Source organism: Paraburkholderia oxyphila NBRC 105797 (assembly GCF_000685075.1).
GTDB lineage: Bacteria > Pseudomonadota > Gammaproteobacteria > Burkholderiales > Burkholderiaceae > Paraburkholderia > Paraburkholderia oxyphila.
Map to the genome: position 1 here is coordinate 21563 of NZ_BAYD01000031.1, position 15889 is coordinate 37451.

Consider the following 15889-nt stretch of genomic DNA (forward strand, 5'->3'; position numbering starts at 1 on the left):
ACACCAGTGCTCAGGCCCGCCGCAGGCGATAAGGAGTCCGACACATCTGCGCGGGCAGTTTGATCTGCCCATGCTGTGTCGGCATTCGCGTGCACTGGCGTTCCGAATTGAAGCGCTGTCGCGTTAGACGACGTCCCGTGTGCGACGTGACCGGGCACTTTCTTCAGGCTTCTCCCGAATTTTCTTCAAGTCAGCCTCCTCATTACAAGTTCGCAGGCAGCGACTCGCGCACTGGTCGCCGCTGCCTGCGTGCCTGGACCTTCATGAACGTGCAAAACCGATCGCGGCTATTGATGTCAATCTCTGAAGTTCGCCACCTGCTGTCCAGGTCGATTCCTGGACGAACGCCCCATGACCTCTTCCGGCGGGTCCGCGTGCTGATGTACGCGCTGCTCAACCCCTTTGCAGCCCGCATCTGGTTGAAGGCACTGACAACGAACGCTCTGCTCGCGGATATTGCAGCCCGCAACCGGCGCTTTCTCGAACGCCCCTTTCATTGCTTTGCCCAGGCCGATATGCGTGCGCGCGAGCGTGCCGAGTTGCTGTGCGGTCATTTTCGAGTCGTGCGGGAGCTGTTGGGTGAAGCTCTGGTGCGCCGGCTCTACCTGAAATCGGAGCACGTGACGTTGGCATCGAGTGGCAGGTATGCGCTCGTCGTGAGCGAGCCGGTACGCTGCTGGCGCGAGGGGTTGCTTACCGTCGCCTGGCGCGATGTGTTCGAGCGCGTCGATCTTGCGTGGGCAACCATCAGCTTCGAAAGGCATGCCGAATCAGGCAAGCGGAGCGCGCTGATCGGGGGGCTGCAAGGGCCGGCCGGCGCGGACCGGGAGCGTGTGCGCGAGGCTACGCGCGCATGCCATGGCTTACGACCGAAGGCCGCTGTGATGGAAGCCGTCAGTAAACTCTGCAGGATGGCCAGGATGGACACGCTCGCTGGCGTGACGAAGAAGACGCACGTTTCCGCCGCAACGGCGGTCCGGTTTGACGCGGACTATGACGGCTTCTGGCGTGAGCTGGGCGGGCTCGAGGTCGATGGGCGGTTCGTGCTGCCGCTTCGCCCATTCCACCGCGACATCAGCGAGGTGCCGTCTAAGCGGCGTGCTGAATTTCGCAGGCGGCAGACGTTGATTGCGGATTTGCTGGAGCAGCTCGATCGGGCGGTCGACGAGGCGCTGAGCGCGGATGTGATGCTGCCTCATCCGAGTCATGTTCACGCGAAGGCCGGCGACCACCTGCCGGAACTTGCTGCTGCTCTGGCGTCGAATTATTGTGACGCGGAACCTGCGTGACGGCCATGTCATGGCGTCACGAGGGGAGACTGAAGGAGTCGCGTGCCAGGCGACTCCTCTGCTGATATCACGCCAACGCCTTCAGCGAGCGGCCATCTCCGCGCGCACTTCCGCTGCGATCTCGAACGAGCGCAGTCGCTTGGCGTGATCGTAGATCTGCGCGGTGACGATGAGCTCGTCCGCGCCAGTCTGCTCGATCACGGAGGCGAGTCCCGCGCGCACCGTTTCCCGGTCGCCCACCACCGAGCACGCGAGCGAATGCGCGACGCCCGCAAGCTCGAATTCACTGGCCGCGATTTGCGCCACCGGCGGCGGCAACTGCCCCGGCGTGCCGCGCCGCAGATTCACGAACTGCTGCTGCACTGAGGTGAACAGCAGGCGCGCTTCGTCGTCGCTTTCGGCGGCGAACACATTCACGCCCACCATCGCATGGGGCTTCGCGAGCTTGGCCGACGGCCGGAACTGCGAGCGATAGACGCGCAGCGCGCTCAGCAGGTGGTCCGGCGCGAAGTGCGAGGCGAATGCGAAGGGCAGGCCCATCGCCGCGGCCAGCTGCGCGCCGAACAGGCTCGAGCCGAGGATATAGAGCGGCACGTGCAGCCCGGCACCAGGTACCGCGCGCACGCGCTGGCCCTCGACGGGCTCGGCGAAGAGCCGTTGCAGCTCGGCCACGTCGTCGGGGAAGGCATCGGCGCTTGCCTGCAGGTCGCGGCGCAGCGCGCGCGCCGTGGTCTGGTCCGTGCCGGGCGCGCGCCCGAGGCCCAGGTCGATGCGGCCCGGATAGAGCGCTTCGAGCGTGCCGAACTGCTCGGCAATCAAGAGCGGCGCGTGGTTGGGCAGCATGATGCCGCCCGAGCCCACGCGGATCGTGCGCGTACCGCCGGCCACATGGCCGATCACGACCGAGGTGGCCGCGCTGGCGATGCCCGTCATGTTGTGGTGCTCGGCGAGCCAGTAGCGGTGGTAGCCCCAGCGCTCGGCATGCTGCGCGAGGTCGAGCGTGTTGCGCAGCGCGGCGCCGGCGTTCGAGCCGGCAGGCACCGGCGAGAGATCGAGGACGGAAAAAGGAATCATGGGCGGGTGGCGTTCCGGAGTTCATGAGGCGCGGCCGCGCGAGCCTGGCCCCGGATACGCCGCGCGGGCGGCGGGGCGGCTGCAAGGCAGACGCAAGGTGCGGGCCATTGTGCCAAAGCGCTCCGGATCGTGCTGGACGCCTCAGGGAATCCATGCGCCTCAAGTGGTTTCAGGCGCGGCTCGATTTATTCTCGATTGAATCCGAATGATTCTTGTTTATAAATATATTCATGCCAGCGCTACACAATCGCGATTCAATGTTGTTAACGAGGTGTTTCGATACGTTTACCAAATATTTTTCGATTTGAATAATTCTGGAAGCTCGACGTGAACATCATGAAAGGATCGTTGCTTTTGCAAGCATGAGAAGCATTTTTGCGGGGGGCGCGGGAGCGGTGCGCGGAGGTTGCTGCTAAAATTTCGCCTTTGAATCAGGGCACAAGCAGTGCGATGCGGCCTTGTCTTCCGGCAGCACTCAATCGATTCCTCTGTTGATTCGCTTGGCATCAAAAAAAGTGTAGCCGACTGTTACGTTGATGGCGGCGAATATGCGGCGCGGCTACGATGCGCTTGTAATTTTTTGTGATATTTGGGGTAGGGCAAATGGTGGCAGGCGACACGCTTGAGCTGGCCGGCGCGCGGTGCGGTTGCGCCGCGACGGCATCGCGGCACGTCGGCTCCGGTTTCGGGGCCGCCGCGCGCGCAGGCTGCGTGTGGGCCGGCGCCTTCGGCCGCAACGGGCGGCGTTACCCCTGCGACATGCGAGGCATCGTGGCATGACGGTCCTGCTTGATTTCCTGTCTCCGTCGGCGTGGTGGCTCGTGATCGCGTTGTGTGGCGCGGTTACTTTCTACGCCATTAGCGCCGCGTTGACCATGCCGCGTCTTGGCTCCGCCGCACAGGTGCGCGCGGCGGCGCGGCGCGCGCGCGCCCGCGCGCCGCTGCCGGTGAGCGTGCTCAAGCCGCTGTGCGGGGCGGAGCCGCGTCTGTACGAGAATCTCGCCACCTTCTGCGAGCAGCACCACCCGCGCTATCAACTGATCTTCGGCGTGTCCTCGTCGAAGGATCCGGCCATCGCGGTCGTGCGCCGGCTGCAGGCCGCTTACCCGGGCCATGACATCACGCTCGTGATCGACTCGCGCGTGTACGGCAGCAACCTGAAGGTGAGCAATCTCATCAACATGGCGGCGCATGCGCGCCACGACGTGCTGATCGTCGCCGACAGCGACATCGCCGTCGAGCCCGACTATCTCGAGATCGTCACCGCGCCGCTCGCCGACCCGCAAGTGGGCGTGGTCACCTGCCTGTACAGCGCACGTAGCGTCGGCGGCTTCTGGCCGCGCGTGGGCGCACTGTTCATCAACGAGTGGTTCGCGCCTTCGGTGCGTGTCGCGCATTCCACGGGCTCGCGCGCGTTCGGCTTCGGCGCGACGCTTGCGCTCTCGCGCAGCACGCTCGAGCGCATCGGCGGCTTCGAATCGCTCAAGGATTGTCTTGCCGACGATTATCAGTTGGCCCGCTACGCGCGCGATCATGGCCTTGCCACCGTGCTGGCTCCCGTGGTGGTTGCCACCGACGTGATCGAGCCGACGTTCCGCACACTGTGGCTGCGTGAGACGCGCTGGCTGCGCACGATCCGCTCGGTCAATCCGGCCGGTTTCGCGTCGCTATTTATTACTTTTACCTCGCCGTGGCTCGTGCTCGGCGCGCTCGCGTACTGGCTGATTTCGTCCGGCGCGCTTGCCGCTGCGCCCGGTGCCGGGACGCGCCTCGCGTTGGCCGTGCTCGGCACGAGCACGGTTGGCGGTATCATCGCGCGGTTGGCGCTGCATGCGCGCGGCAGTTCGAGCCTGCGGGAGTTCTGGCGCGATTTACCGCTGGTCCCGCTGCGCGACACGCTTTTGCTGCTGCAGTGGCTGGCCGCCGCATTCGGCTCGCACGTCATCTGGCGTGGCGTGCGCGTGGCCGTTGCGAACCCCGACGCGCTCGCGCCGGCCGACATGGCTGGAATGCCGCGCGCCGGCGGCGAAGCGCGTGTGAGCGCCGCGCCGCGCCGGGCGGCCGTCGAGGTATCGGAAGGCCGTTGATATGGCCCATGCGTCAGACCGAAGCGCCCCGGGGGCGTGAAACCCGGGCGCGAAATTAATATGTCGCGTGCAGCGCCGGCTCAAGCCGGCGCGCGCGCAATTGTTCATTCATGCCCCATTAACAAAAAGGGCTGCCGGAGCACTCATCTCATGAAAACGCTGTTTTTGCAGGCCCCGTCCTATGACGGCTTCGATGGTGGCGCAGGCTCGCGCTACCAGGCGAAGCGCGAGATCCGCTCGTTCTGGTATCCGACCTGGCTCGCGCAGCCCGCGGCCCTCGTGCCGGGCAGCCGCGTGCTCGATGCACCCGCCGACGGCATCGGCGTCGAAGAAACGCTCAAGATCGCGATGGACTATGACCTCGTGATCATCCACACGAGCACGCCGTCGTTCCCGACCGACGCGCTCTTCGCCGAGGACCTGAAAAAGCGCAAGCCGTCGCTGATCGTCGGCATGGTCGGCGCGAAGGTGATGGTCGATCCGCACAACTCGCTCACGGCGACCGAAGCGATCGATTTCGTCTGCCGCGAAGAATTCGACTACACCTGCAAGGAAATCGCCGAAGGCAAGCCGTTCCCGGAGATCAAGGGTCTCTCGTGGCGCGCCAAGGACGGCTCGATCGAGCACAACGAAGCACGCCCGATCCTCGAGAACATGGACGAGCTGCCGTTCGTCGCGCCCATCTACAAGCGCGACCTGAAGATCGACAATTACTTCATCGGCTATCTGAACTACCCGTACGTCTCGATCTATACGGGCCGCGGCTGCAAGTCGCGCTGCACCTTCTGCCTGTGGCCGCAGACGGTCAGCGGCCACCGCTACCGCACGCGCTCGGTCGAGAACGTGCTCGAGGAAGCGAAGTGGATCCGCGACAACATGCCGGAAGTCAAGGAACTGATGTTCGACGACGACACCTTCACCGACGACCTGCCGCGCGCCGAAGCGATCGCGCGCGGTCTCGGCAAGCTCGGCATCACGTGGTCGTGCAACGCGAAGGCGAACGTGCCGTACAAGACGCTCAAGGTCCTGAAGGAAAACGGCCTGCGTCTGCTGCTGGTGGGCTTCGAGTCCGGCGACGACCAGATCCTCGTGAACATCAAGAAGGGCGTGCGCACGGACTTCGCGCGCCGCTTCAGCGCCGACTGCAAGAAGCTCGGCATCAAGATCCACGGCACCTTCATTCTCGGCCTGCCGGGCGAGACGCAGGAAACCATCAAGAAGACGATCGAGTACGCGAAGGAAATCAATCCGCACACGATCCAGGTCTCGCTCGCCGCGCCTTATCCGGGCACGACGCTCTACAAGCAGGCCGTCGAAAACGGCTGGATGGAAGAGAACAAGACCATCAACCTCGTGAGCAAGGAAGGCGTGCAGCTCGCGGCGATCGGTTATCCGAACCTGCCGCGCGAGGAGATCTATCACCACCTCGAGCAGTTCTATCGCCAGTTCTATTTCCGCCCGTCGAAGATCTGGGAAATCGTGCGCGAAATGCTCACGAGCTGGGACATGATGAAGCGCCGTCTGCGCGAAGGCGTGGAGTTCTTCCGCTTCCTGCGCGCCCACGAGGCATGATGGATGTGTCCGGCGTGGGTACGTCCGGCGTGGATACGCCGCGCGCGGACGCCGCCGCCCATGTCGCGAACACTGGGCGAGACGGCAGCGGTGGCCGCGCGCTGATCTTCACCGCCGACGACTTCGGCTTGCACGAGCGGGTCAACGCGGCGGTCGAACGTGCGCATCGCGATGGCGTGCTCAACGCCGCGAGCCTGATGGTTGCGGCACCCGCCGCCGCGGACGCGGTGGCGCGCGCGCGCCGCTTGCCGAACCTGCGCGTGGGCCTGCACCTCGTGCTGGCCGACGGCGCCGCGATGCTGCCGCGCACGCAGATTCCGGCGCTCGTCGACGCGGCCGGCCGCTTCGGCGACAACATGGTGCGCGACGGCGTGCGTTTCTTCTTTTTGCCGCACGTGCGCGCGCAGCTCGCCAAAGAGATCCGCGCGCAGTTCGAGGCGTTTGCGGCGACCGGGCTCGCGCTCGATCACGTGAACACGCACAAGCATTTCCATCTGCATCCCACGGTGCTTGCGCTGATTCTCTCGATCGGCCGCGAGTACGGCTTGCGCGCGATGCGCCTGCCGCTCGAGGCGGGTGCGCCGTTTGCGCTCAAGCCCTGGCTCGCGCTCGTGCGCGCACGTCTTGCGCGCGCGGGCGTTGCGCATAACGATTACGTCGTGGGCATTGCAAAGACGGGTGCGATGGACGAGGCGGTGCTGCTCGAAGCGCTCGCGCATCTGCCGGCGCAGGGTGTGGGCGAGATCTATTGCCATCCGGCCGAAGCGCCGGCGGCAGGCGAAGGGCCGATCACGCCGTCGATGCGCACGTATCGCCATGCCGACGAACTCGGTGCGCTGATTTCGCCGCGCGTGGCCGAGGCCCTGAAGCGCACCGGCGTGCGCCACGGCGGCTTCACCGATGTGTTTTTCGGCGACAAGGCCAGGGCCTCGACCTCCGGCGACGCAAGCACGCTCGCGACCAAGGCGCAGGCAACATCATGAAGTGGCTTCAATGGCTGGGCCTGCCGGTCGGGATCGCCATCCTGATCGGGCTGGTCGTGCACGACGGTGCGAGCGACGTGCTGCGCGTGATCGGCACGGCGGGTCCGGTGCTCCTCTGGCTCGTGCCGTTCCACGCGCTGCCGCTGCTGCTCGATGCGCACGCGTGGCGCCTCTTGCTCGACAAGCGCGCGCCGCTCAGTTTCCTCTGGTGGATCGCGACCGTGCGCGAGGCCGTCAACCGTCTGCTGCCCTCGGTGGGCGTGGGCGGGGAGATCGTCGGCGTGCGGCTGGCGCGCTGGAAGCTGCGCAGCGCAGGCGACGCGAGCCAGGTCACGGCCTCGGTGATCGTCGAGGTGTTCGTGACGATCGCCGTGCAATACGCTTTCTCGGCGCTCGGCGTGGTCCTGATCGTGGCGGCGACGGGCGACGGCGGCTCGCTGCGCACCCTCATCACCATCGTGCTCGCGCTGCTCCTGACTGCGCCGCTGCCCGTGCTCGCGGTCGTTCTGCTGCGTCGTGGCGGGGTGTTCCATGCGATCGAGCGCTGGGCCGCGCGCCTGCTCGGCACCGGCAATTCGCTGATGATGGGCATCGACGGCCAGCAGCTCGATACCGACCTCGACCGGCTCATGTCACGCACCGGCCTCATGTTCCGCGCGTTCTTCTGGCAGCTTGGCGGCTATATGCTCGGCGCCTTCGAGACGTGGTGGGCGCTCGCGCTGCTCGGCCATCCGGTCACGGTGGGCGAGGCGCTCGCGATCGAGGCCATCACCCAGGCCGTGCGCCACGCGGCCTTCATGGTGCCGGCGGGCCTGGGCGTCCAGGAAGTCGCCGTGGTGCTGCTCGCGCAGTTGTTCGGCGTAAGCCAGGACGTGGCGTTCTCGCTCGCACTCGTCAAGCGCATGCGCGAGGTGGTGTTCGGCGTGCTTGCGCTGCTTTCCTGGCAGGCCGCCGAGATCGTGCGCACGCGCCGCTCGCTGCGCGACGGCAAGCGTCGCGCCGCTGCCGGCGAAGCGCGGCCCGCCATGGCTGCCGCGCCCGCGCGAGCGGTGCGGGCGCCGCATCCGAAGCATGTGGAACGCCACGACCAGCCCCATTGACGGTACATTGTGGGTTGTAAGCGCACGCTGAGCCAGGGGCTGAGCGTGCGCGGGACGCGCCGCGTCAGCGATAGCGTTGGTGACGCCTGGCGAGCTCCAGCCACTGTCCAGCTATGACATGCCGCTCACATTCTCATCCACGCGCTCGCTTGCCGTGGCGTGCGCCGCACTGGCGGCGCTCACGCTCTCGGGCTGCGACGACCGCCAGATCGACTCCATGCTCGACGCCCTGCGGCAGACGTTCAAGGCCTTCTTCGATTCGGTGAAACCCGACGTGCTGCTGCTCAAGGGCCTGACGCCGGGCGTTTCGACGCTCGAGCAGGTGCGCGAGCAGATGGGCAAGCCCGAGACCGAGCGTGTGTTCGAGGACGGCTCGCGGCGGCTCGAATATCCGCGCGGCCCGCAGGGGCTCAAGACCTACATGGTCGACATCGGCCCGGATGGACGGCTCGTGGCTATCACGCAGGTGCTCACCGCGGAGAATTTCGCGAAGGTGTACATCGGCGAGAGCCAGGACGACGTGCGGCGCCTGCTCGGCAAGCCCGGCCAGGTGGCCGTCTACCGGCTCAAGAAGGAGACGGTGTGGAGCTGGAAATGGTTCGAGGGCGGCGTCACCCAGGAGGCGTATTTCAACGTGCACTTCGGGCCGGACGGCCGGGTCTCGACAACCTCGCGTTCCGACGTGATTCGCGGGCATTGATGGGCGCGAAAAGGCGTGAGTGAATACGGGCAGATGTTGCGCAACGGACATAGGGCATTGAATTTGCTGGGCAAACTACTGGAAATTACCGGCGGACGCGGGAGGTGCGCATGGTGATGCATCGTCGGCGTGCGCAGCGTGTTGGGCTCGTGCTGGGCGGCGGGGCGGCGCGCGGCTGGGCCCATATCGGCGCGATACGCGCACTCGAAGAGGCGGGCATCAAGCCCGACGTGGTGTGCGGCACCTCGATCGGCGCGCTGGTGGGCGCCGTCTACGCGAATGGCGATCTCGACTGGCTCGAGGACTGGGTCGGCAGGCTCACCTGGCAGACGGTGGTGCGTCTGCTCGACTTGCGCTTTTCCGGCGGCCTGCTGGGCGGGCGCAAGGTGATCGACCTGTTCGCGAAACAGTTCAACGGGCGCGTGATCGACGAGCTGGCGATGCCGTTCACGGCCGTGGCCACCGAGCTCGACACGGGCCGCGAGGTCTGGCTACGCGAGGGGGGCGTGGTGGACGCGGTGCGCGCTTCCATCGCGATTCCGGGCCTCTTCACGCCGATCTGGCATGACGGCGTATGGCTCGTCGACGGCGGGCTCAGCAACCCTGTGCCCGTCTCGGCAGCGCGGGCGATGCGCGCCGACACGGTGATCGCCATCGACCTCAATCACGACATCCTCAATGGCCGAGACCTGGGGGGCACGATCGATACCGTGCCGCGCGAAACGCCGGTCGAGGCGCCCGTCGCGGCGGCGCAGGCTGCGAATGGCGCGGAGCCGGAATTGCCGCTCGAAGCGCAATCAGACGCGCAAGCCGGCTCGCTGCCGGGCGCGGACCCCGCGCAACCCGCACCGCTGCTGCGCCGCAATGGCAAGCCCTTTCCGCAATGGCTGCAGCCCTCGGGGCCGGGCGCGCTGGGCGGGTCGGATGTGCGCGTCGCGCCGCCGCCCAGTGCGCGCGTGCCATCGCTGCTCAGCTCGATTGCCCAGAGCATCGACATCATGCAGGTGCGCATCACGCGCAGCCGGCTGGCGGGCGAGCCTGCCGACGTGCTGATCCAGCCGCGCCTGGGCGGCATGGGGATCTTCGACTTTCATCGCGCCGCGCCGGCCATTGCGGAAGGGCGCGCAGCCGTGCAGTACATGCTGCCCGCGATCAAGGCGCAGTTGGGTATTGAGTAGGGCGCGCCGCCGCGTGCTGTGGCGAATGGCGCCCGACGGCGCCCTTCGATCAAAGATTGAGAATCCCGGCGATGGCAAATTTGGCCGCGCTCAGCTCGTCTTGCGTCGCGCGCTCGCCCCTGTGGCGCCAGATTCTCCCCGTCAACGAAAGCGTCGTGATCTGGTCGGCCATGGCGACACAGGGTTTGCTGAGGCCGCTGATCGGGATTTCCGATTCCCAGCCGTGAATGGAGCTGGTGATCGGCAGCCCGATGAAGCGGCTCGTGAGTTCGTTGAATTCGGCGTCCGTGATGACGAGGGCCGGGCGAAAGCCGTTCTGCTCATTGCCCACGCTCGGACCGACATTCAGCCAAACAATATCGCCTGCGTCTGGTGTTCCGTTCTTCATGCGTCTTTACCAAAGGTCAAAACGCGCTGGGTCATCGGGCCCGCCGAATTCGAAGCCCTGCGGTGCGCCAAAGTCGATGAGCGGCTGCTGCTCGAGCCGGCTCTCGTGCAACTGGCGCAAATAGCGCTCGCGCGAGAAGCGCCGTATGGCGGTATGAGCGCGGACCGTTAGCACGCCGTCTTCGACTTCCACTTCGATCTCCTGTCCTTCAGTGAGCGCCAGCCTGGCTGCGGCGCTCGCCGGGATACGTACCGCAAGGCTGTTTCCCCAACGCTTGAGGGTCTGAATGGCCATTGTCCTTCTCCTTGGGTGCGCCGCCAGTCTGCCAAACGGCGTATCAACATGTAGATACACGTTAAGGCTACCCATCGGTCAGGCTTGTGTCAACGCGTCCATTTCCGGCGGTCCGCCGCTTCTATCGAAAAAGCGACCCGAAACTTGTGAAAACGCCCCGCTTGGCCGGCCGTTGTCTTTTCGGCTTTCAAAATCATCGCGCCCTTGACGGCGCGGGCCAAAACGCCAGCCAGGCGTGCGAAGCACGCGGATGTTGCGTTGCAGCATTCGCGGCGTGCGCGTTTGAGCAATCTATTTTGCGCTGCGACCATCCGCGCACATCTTCCAAACAGCGCCCGCGGCAACGCCCGGGGCGTCGACAAACATCTTCACGGAGACGCGCGTGATGCTCTACGGCTTTGGCCCGGTGCTGCTCGCCGGCACGATCCAGACGATCGAACTTTCGCTGCTCTCGCTCGGCGTGGCCGTGCTGCTCGGCCTCGTGGGGGCGGCGGCGAAGCTCTCGTTCAACCGTCCGCTCGCGGCCTGCGCGACGGCCTACACCACGCTGATCCGCTCGGTGCCCGACCTCGTGCTGATGCTGCTGCTCTTCTACAGCATCCAGATCGGCGTAAACGAGGCCACCGACGCGCTCGGCATGGCGCAGATCGACATCGACCCGTTCGTCGCGGGCGTCCTCACGCTCGGCTTCATTTACGGCGCGTACTTCACGGAGACGTTCCGCGGCGCGTTTCTCTCGGTGCCGCGCGGCCAGCTCGAAGCGGGCTACGCCTACGGCATGAGCGGCGCACGCGTGTTCGCCCGCATCCTGTTTCCGCAGATGATGCGCTTCGCGCTGCCCGGCATCGGCAACAACTGGCAGGTGCTCGTGAAGGCGACGGCGCTGGTCTCGATCATCGGCCTCGCCGACGTCGTGAAGGCCGCCCAGGACGCGGGCCGCAGCACCTTCAACCTGTTCTTCTTCCTCGTGGTCGCGGCGCTCATCTATCTCGCGATCACCACCATTTCCAACTTCGCGCTGATCTGGCTCGAACGCCGCTATTCCGCGGGCGTGCGCCACGCGCAACTGTGAGTCTGCGGAGCCCGAACCGATGAACGAAATCATCCAGCAATTCGGCCGCGCGTTCCTCTACTGGGACGGCGAGCATGTGTCCGGCCTCGCGATGACGCTCTGGCTGCTCGTGATCTCCGTGGCGTTCGGCTTCGTGTGCGCGGTGCCGCTCGCGGTCGCGCGCGTCTCGAGCCGGCGCTGGCTCTCGATGCCGGTGCGCTTCTACACCTACGTGTTCCGCGGCACGCCGCTCTACGTGCAGTTGCTGCTGATCTACACGGGCGTGTACAGTCTCGCCTTCATTCGCGCCGAGCCGCTGCTCGACGCGTTTTTCCGCAGCGGCCTGAACTGCGCGGTCCTCGCGTTCGCGCTCAATACCTGCGCTTACACGACGGAGATTTTCGCGGGCGCGATTCGCTCGACTTCGCACGGCGAAGTGGAAGCGGCGCGCGCCTATGGCATGAGCCCGTTCACGATGTACTGGCGCGTGGTCCTGCCTTCGGCGCTGCGCCGCGCGCTGCCGCTGTACAGTAACGAAGTGATCCTGATGCTGCACGCGACGACGGTGGCCTTCACCGCGACGGTGCCCGACATCCTCAAGGTCGCGCGCGACGCCAACTCGGCCACGTACCGCTCGTTCGAGTCGTTCGGGCTCGCGGCGCTGATCTACTGTGCGGTATCGTTCGTGCTGGTGGCTGCGTTCCGCCGCGCGGAGAAACGCTGGCTCGGCCACCTCGCCGTGCGTACGCGATAATTTTTGGGAGACCATCTTGGCTCAGACGATGCAAACGACCCCGCGTGCGACGCAAACCCCGGCGCAATCCTCCGATAGCAAGCTGATTGCGCGTGACATCCACAAGCGCTACGGCGACAACGAAGTGCTCAAGGGCGTCTCGCTCGACGCGAAGAAGGGCGACGTGATCAGCATCATCGGCGCGAGCGGCTCGGGCAAGAGCACGTTCCTGCGCTGCATCAATTTCCTCGAGAAGCCGAACGCGGGCGAGATCGTGGTGGACGGCGAGGCCGTGCGCACCAAGGCGGGCCGCAACGGCGACCTCGACGTGGCCGACCACAAGCAGCTCCAGCGCATCCGCACCAAGCTCGCGATGGTGTTTCAGCACTTCAATCTCTGGTCGCACATGAATGTGATCGAGAACGTGATCGAGGCGCCCATTCACGTGCTCGGCGTGCCGCGCAAGGAAGCCGAGGAGCGTGCGCGTGCGTATCTGGAGAAGGTCGGTCTCGCGCCGCGCGTGGAGAAGCAGTATCCCTCGCACCTCTCGGGCGGCCAGCAGCAGCGCGTGGCCATTGCGCGCGCGCTCGCGATGAACCCCGACGTGATGCTGTTCGACGAGCCCACCTCCGCGCTCGACCCCGAGCTCGTGGGCGAAGTGCTCAAGGTGATGCAGAAGCTCGCCGAGGAAGGCCGCACCATGATCGTCGTCACGCACGAAATGGGTTTCGCGCGCAACGTCTCCAATCATGTGATGTTCCTGCATCAGGGCCGCACCGAGGAGCAGGGCGCGCCCGCCGACGTGCTCGGCAATCCGAAAAGCGAGCGGCTGCGCCAGTTCCTCTCGGGCAGCCTCAAGTAAGCGGGGCGCCAGAAAGTGTCACCCGCGGTGTCCCGCACTACTCAGGTCGCGATCGTCGCCTTGCCGCCGGTCTCGATGTCGGGCGTGGGCCCCATCGTCGACGCGCTCAATCTCGCCAACGAGATCGACGGCCGCGCGCTCTACCGTTGGCAGATGTGCTCGTGGAACGGCCGGCCCGTGCCGCTCTCGGGCGGCGCGCAATGGCCCGCCGACTGCGCGTTCGGCGACGCGCTCTCGTGCGACTGGCTCATCGTCGTGACCGAGCGTTATCAGCAGTTCGCCGATTACCGCCTCTTTCTCGCGAGTCTCGCGCGCGTGGGGCAGCGCACGCCGCTCGTGACCGGCATCCACCATGGCATCTGGTGGCTCGCGATGGCGGGCCAGCTGCAGGGCTATCGCGTCGCCGTGAACTGGGAGACCTATCAGCAGTTCTCCGAGCAGTTCGAGCGCACCATCGTCACGCAGCACATCTATGAGATCGACCGCGACCGCGCGACCTGCTCGGGCGGCCAGGCCACGCTCGATTTCATGCTCGCGATGATCGGCCGCGAGCATGGCCCGGAGCTGGTGGACCGCATCGCCGACGCGCTGGGCGCCAGCACGCTCAGGAGCGGCGACGAGCGTCAGCGCATTCCGTTCGTGACCGCGCCCGGCGAGCGCCATCCGCGCCTGAACGACGCGCTCATGCTGATGGAGGCGAATATCGAAGATCCGCTCACGACCGACGAAATCGCCGGCCATGTGGGCGTCTCGCGGCGGCAGCTCGAGCGGCTGTTCCGGCAGTACCTGAACGCGATGCCGTCGAAGTACTACCTGGGCCTGCGCCTCGCGAAGGCGCGCTCGCAATTGCAGCGCACCAGCAAGTCGGTGGTGCAGATCAGCCTCGCGTGCGGGTTTTCGTCGGCGGCGCATTTTTCCAACGCCTATCGCGAGCGCTTCGGCGTGACGCCGCGCGAGGACCGCCGCAACTGGATCGAGCGCCAGCATGGCGGCGCGGCAGGCGCGGTGCAGGAGCCGCGCGCGGGCGCGCTCGTGGAGCCGCCGGAGCGGGACTGATCCCGGATGAGCGCTGACTGAGCGCGGCCCCCGGTGCCGGATGGCGCCTGCTTCTGCCTGCTTGTACCTGCTTTTGTCTGATCGCACCCGCATTCAGGTTCCGACGAAAAAACACGTCGCGGTTACGCAAGACGATTACCGCACGGTTGCCTACACTGCTTCTGTGTCGAAGGGACTTGGCGCTTTAGCGCTTAGTCCCGTCCCATGCAAAGCTATTGCCGCAAAGGGCGCTGCGCCGCAACAGACGCGCGCAGCCCGAAGCCAGAACCCCAATTTGAGCCCAAGAGGATTCGCCATGAACGACCAGACTGTGAGCCGCAAGACCTTCGACGAAGTGATGGTGCCGTGCTTTTCGCCCGCGCCGTTCGTCCCCGACCGTGGCGAGGGCTCGCGCGTATGGGACACCGAGGGCCGCGACTATATCGACTTCGCGTGCGGCATCGCCGTGACCTCGCTCGGCCACGCCAATCCCGAACTGCTGCGCGTGCTGCACGAGCAGGGCGGCAAGCTCTGGCACATCGGCAACGGTTACACCAATGAGCCGGTGCTGCGCCTCGCGCGCAGGCTCGAAGCCCTCACGTTCGCCGAGCGCGCGTTCTTCGCGAACTCGGGCGCCGAGGCCAACGAGGCCGCGCTCAAGCTCGCGCGCCGCGTCGCGTTCGAGCGCCATGGCGAGCAGAAGACCGAGATCATCTCGTTCACGCAGTCGTTCCATGGCCGCACCTTCTTCACGGTGAGCGTGGGCGGCCAGCCGAAGTATTCGGAAGGCTTCGGCCCGGTGCCCGCCGGCATCGTGCACCTGCCGTACAACGACATCGAAGCGGCCAAGCGCGCGATCGGTGCGCAGACCTGCGCCGTGATCGTCGAGCCCGTGCAGGGCGAGGGCGGCGTGATTCCCGCCGATCCGGCCTTCCTGCAAGCGCTGCGCGAGGCCTGCGACGCGCACAACGCACTGTTGATTTTCGACGAAGTGCAAACGGGCGTGGGCCGCACCGGCACCTTCTACGCGTACGAGGACACGGGTGTGACGCCGGACATCCTCACCACCGCCAAGGCGCTCGGCAACGGCTTTCCGATTGGCGCGATGCTCACGACCGAAGCGATCGCGGCGCACTTCAAGGTGGGCGTGCACGGCACGACCTACGGCGGCAACCCGCTGGGCGCGGCGATCGCCGACAAGGTGGTCGAGCTCGTGAGCGACCCGGCACTGCTCGCTGGCGTGCGCGCGCGCGGCGAGGCGATCCGCGCGAAGCTCGCGCATCTGAACGAGCGCTTCGACGTGTTCACGGAAGTGCGCGGCAAGGGCCTCCTGATCGGCGCCGAGCTGAACGCACGCTTTGCCGGCCGCGCGAAGGACTTCAACGCGGCGGCTGCGAACCGCGGCGTGATGATGCTGATCGCCGGCCCCGACGTGCTGCGCTTCGCGCCGTCGCTCATCATTCCCGAAGCGGACCTGAACGAGGGCTTCGCGCGCCTCGAGAAGGCCTTCGAAGATGTGATCGGCGCGCGCTGAAATCCCGGC

Annotated in this window: 15 protein-coding genes; 12 read left to right on the plus strand and 3 right to left on the minus strand. The window is 66.2% G+C overall.

All coding sequences use genetic code 11. From position 1 onward, the window contains the following. The first annotated feature begins 263 nt into the window (after positions 1 to 263). Positions 264 to 1289 (plus strand): VirK/YbjX family protein, encoded by a 1026-nt coding sequence (locus tag BO1_RS20140; RefSeq protein WP_084688063.1) that lies wholly within the window; start codon positions 264 to 266, stop codon positions 1287 to 1289. 81 nt (positions 1290 to 1370) lie between these two features. On the opposite strand, the gene BO1_RS20145 is transcribed toward BO1_RS20140, so the two are convergent. Beyond that, positions 1371 to 2363, minus strand: coding sequence for an LLM class flavin-dependent oxidoreductase (locus tag BO1_RS20145; RefSeq protein WP_028219102.1), 993 nt, complete (start codon positions 2361 to 2363; stop codon positions 1371 to 1373). 776 nt (positions 2364 to 3139) lie between these two features. Between BO1_RS20145 and hpnI the strand changes: the two genes are divergently transcribed. The 6 genes from hpnI (at position 3140) to BO1_RS20180 (ending at position 9983) form a co-directional block, all read left to right on the plus strand. Further along, entirely contained in the window at positions 3140 to 4450 is a 1311-nt protein-coding gene (hpnI, locus tag BO1_RS51900) for a bacteriohopanetetrol glucosamine biosynthesis glycosyltransferase HpnI (protein ID WP_084688064.1), read from the plus strand. 150 nt (positions 4451 to 4600) lie between these two features. Further along, positions 4601 to 6022 carry a hopanoid biosynthesis associated radical SAM protein HpnJ gene (hpnJ, locus tag BO1_RS20160; protein WP_028219103.1) on the plus strand — a complete coding sequence of 474 codons (1422 nt, stop codon included), beginning with the start codon at positions 4601 to 4603 and terminating at the stop codon, positions 6020 to 6022. Next, on the plus strand, positions 6019 to 7005 hold the full coding sequence (hpnK, locus tag BO1_RS20165; RefSeq protein WP_245643852.1) for a hopanoid biosynthesis-associated protein HpnK: 987 nt from the start codon (positions 6019 to 6021) through the stop codon (positions 7003 to 7005). The genes hpnJ and hpnK overlap by 4 nt, the downstream gene beginning before the upstream one ends. Beyond that, positions 6999 to 8105, plus strand: coding sequence for a lysylphosphatidylglycerol synthase domain-containing protein (locus BO1_RS51905; protein ID WP_043285581.1), 1107 nt, complete (start codon positions 6999 to 7001; stop codon positions 8103 to 8105). The genes hpnK and BO1_RS51905 overlap by 7 nt, the downstream gene beginning before the upstream one ends. A 118-nt stretch (positions 8106 to 8223) precedes the next feature. Then, positions 8224 to 8805 (plus strand): hypothetical protein, encoded by a 582-nt coding sequence (locus BO1_RS20175; RefSeq protein ID WP_043285555.1) that lies wholly within the window; start codon positions 8224 to 8226, stop codon positions 8803 to 8805. Positions 8806 to 8918: 113 nt separating this feature from the next. Further along, positions 8919 to 9983 (plus strand): patatin-like phospholipase family protein, encoded by a 1065-nt coding sequence (locus tag BO1_RS20180; RefSeq protein ID WP_028219106.1) that lies wholly within the window; start codon positions 8919 to 8921, stop codon positions 9981 to 9983. A gap of 49 nt (positions 9984 to 10032) precedes the next feature. Here BO1_RS20180 and BO1_RS20185 read toward each other — a convergent pair whose 3' ends face one another. Together BO1_RS20185 and BO1_RS20190 are read right to left on the minus strand one after the other, a co-directional pair. After that, complete coding sequence (locus BO1_RS20185) at positions 10033 to 10371, minus strand: type II toxin-antitoxin system PemK/MazF family toxin (RefSeq protein WP_028219107.1); 339 nt, start codon at positions 10369 to 10371, stop codon at positions 10033 to 10035. Between the two features lie 6 nt (positions 10372 to 10377). Next, the gene (locus BO1_RS20190) at positions 10378 to 10665 is read right to left on the minus strand and encodes an AbrB/MazE/SpoVT family DNA-binding domain-containing protein (protein ID WP_028219108.1); all 288 of its coding nucleotides are present in this window, start codon (positions 10663 to 10665) and stop codon (positions 10378 to 10380) included. Between the two features lie 382 nt (positions 10666 to 11047). On the opposite strand from BO1_RS20190, the gene BO1_RS20200 reads away from it, so the two are divergent. The 5 genes from BO1_RS20200 to BO1_RS20220 all read left to right on the plus strand — a co-directional run bounded on the left by BO1_RS20200 (position 11048) and on the right by BO1_RS20220 (position 15880). Further along, positions 11048 to 11737: an ABC transporter permease gene (locus BO1_RS20200; RefSeq protein ID WP_028219110.1), complete on the plus strand. Its 690-nt coding sequence runs from the start codon at positions 11048 to 11050 to the stop codon at positions 11735 to 11737. 19 nt (positions 11738 to 11756) lie between these two features. After that, positions 11757 to 12470: an ABC transporter permease gene (locus tag BO1_RS20205; protein WP_028219111.1), complete on the plus strand. Its 714-nt coding sequence runs from the start codon at positions 11757 to 11759 to the stop codon at positions 12468 to 12470. 28 nt (positions 12471 to 12498) lie between these two features. Continuing rightward, a complete protein-coding gene (locus tag BO1_RS20210) occupies positions 12499 to 13311 on the plus strand; it encodes an ABC transporter ATP-binding protein (RefSeq protein ID WP_028219112.1) in 813 nt (270 codons plus the stop codon). Positions 13312 to 13386: 75 nt separating this feature from the next. Then, complete coding sequence (locus tag BO1_RS20215; protein WP_084688067.1) at positions 13387 to 14367, plus strand: GlxA family transcriptional regulator; 981 nt, start codon at positions 13387 to 13389, stop codon at positions 14365 to 14367. Between the two features lie 295 nt (positions 14368 to 14662). Then, entirely contained in the window at positions 14663 to 15880 is a 1218-nt protein-coding gene (locus BO1_RS20220; RefSeq protein ID WP_028219114.1) for an aspartate aminotransferase family protein, read from the plus strand. The last annotated feature ends 9 nt before the right edge of the window (positions 15881 to 15889 follow it).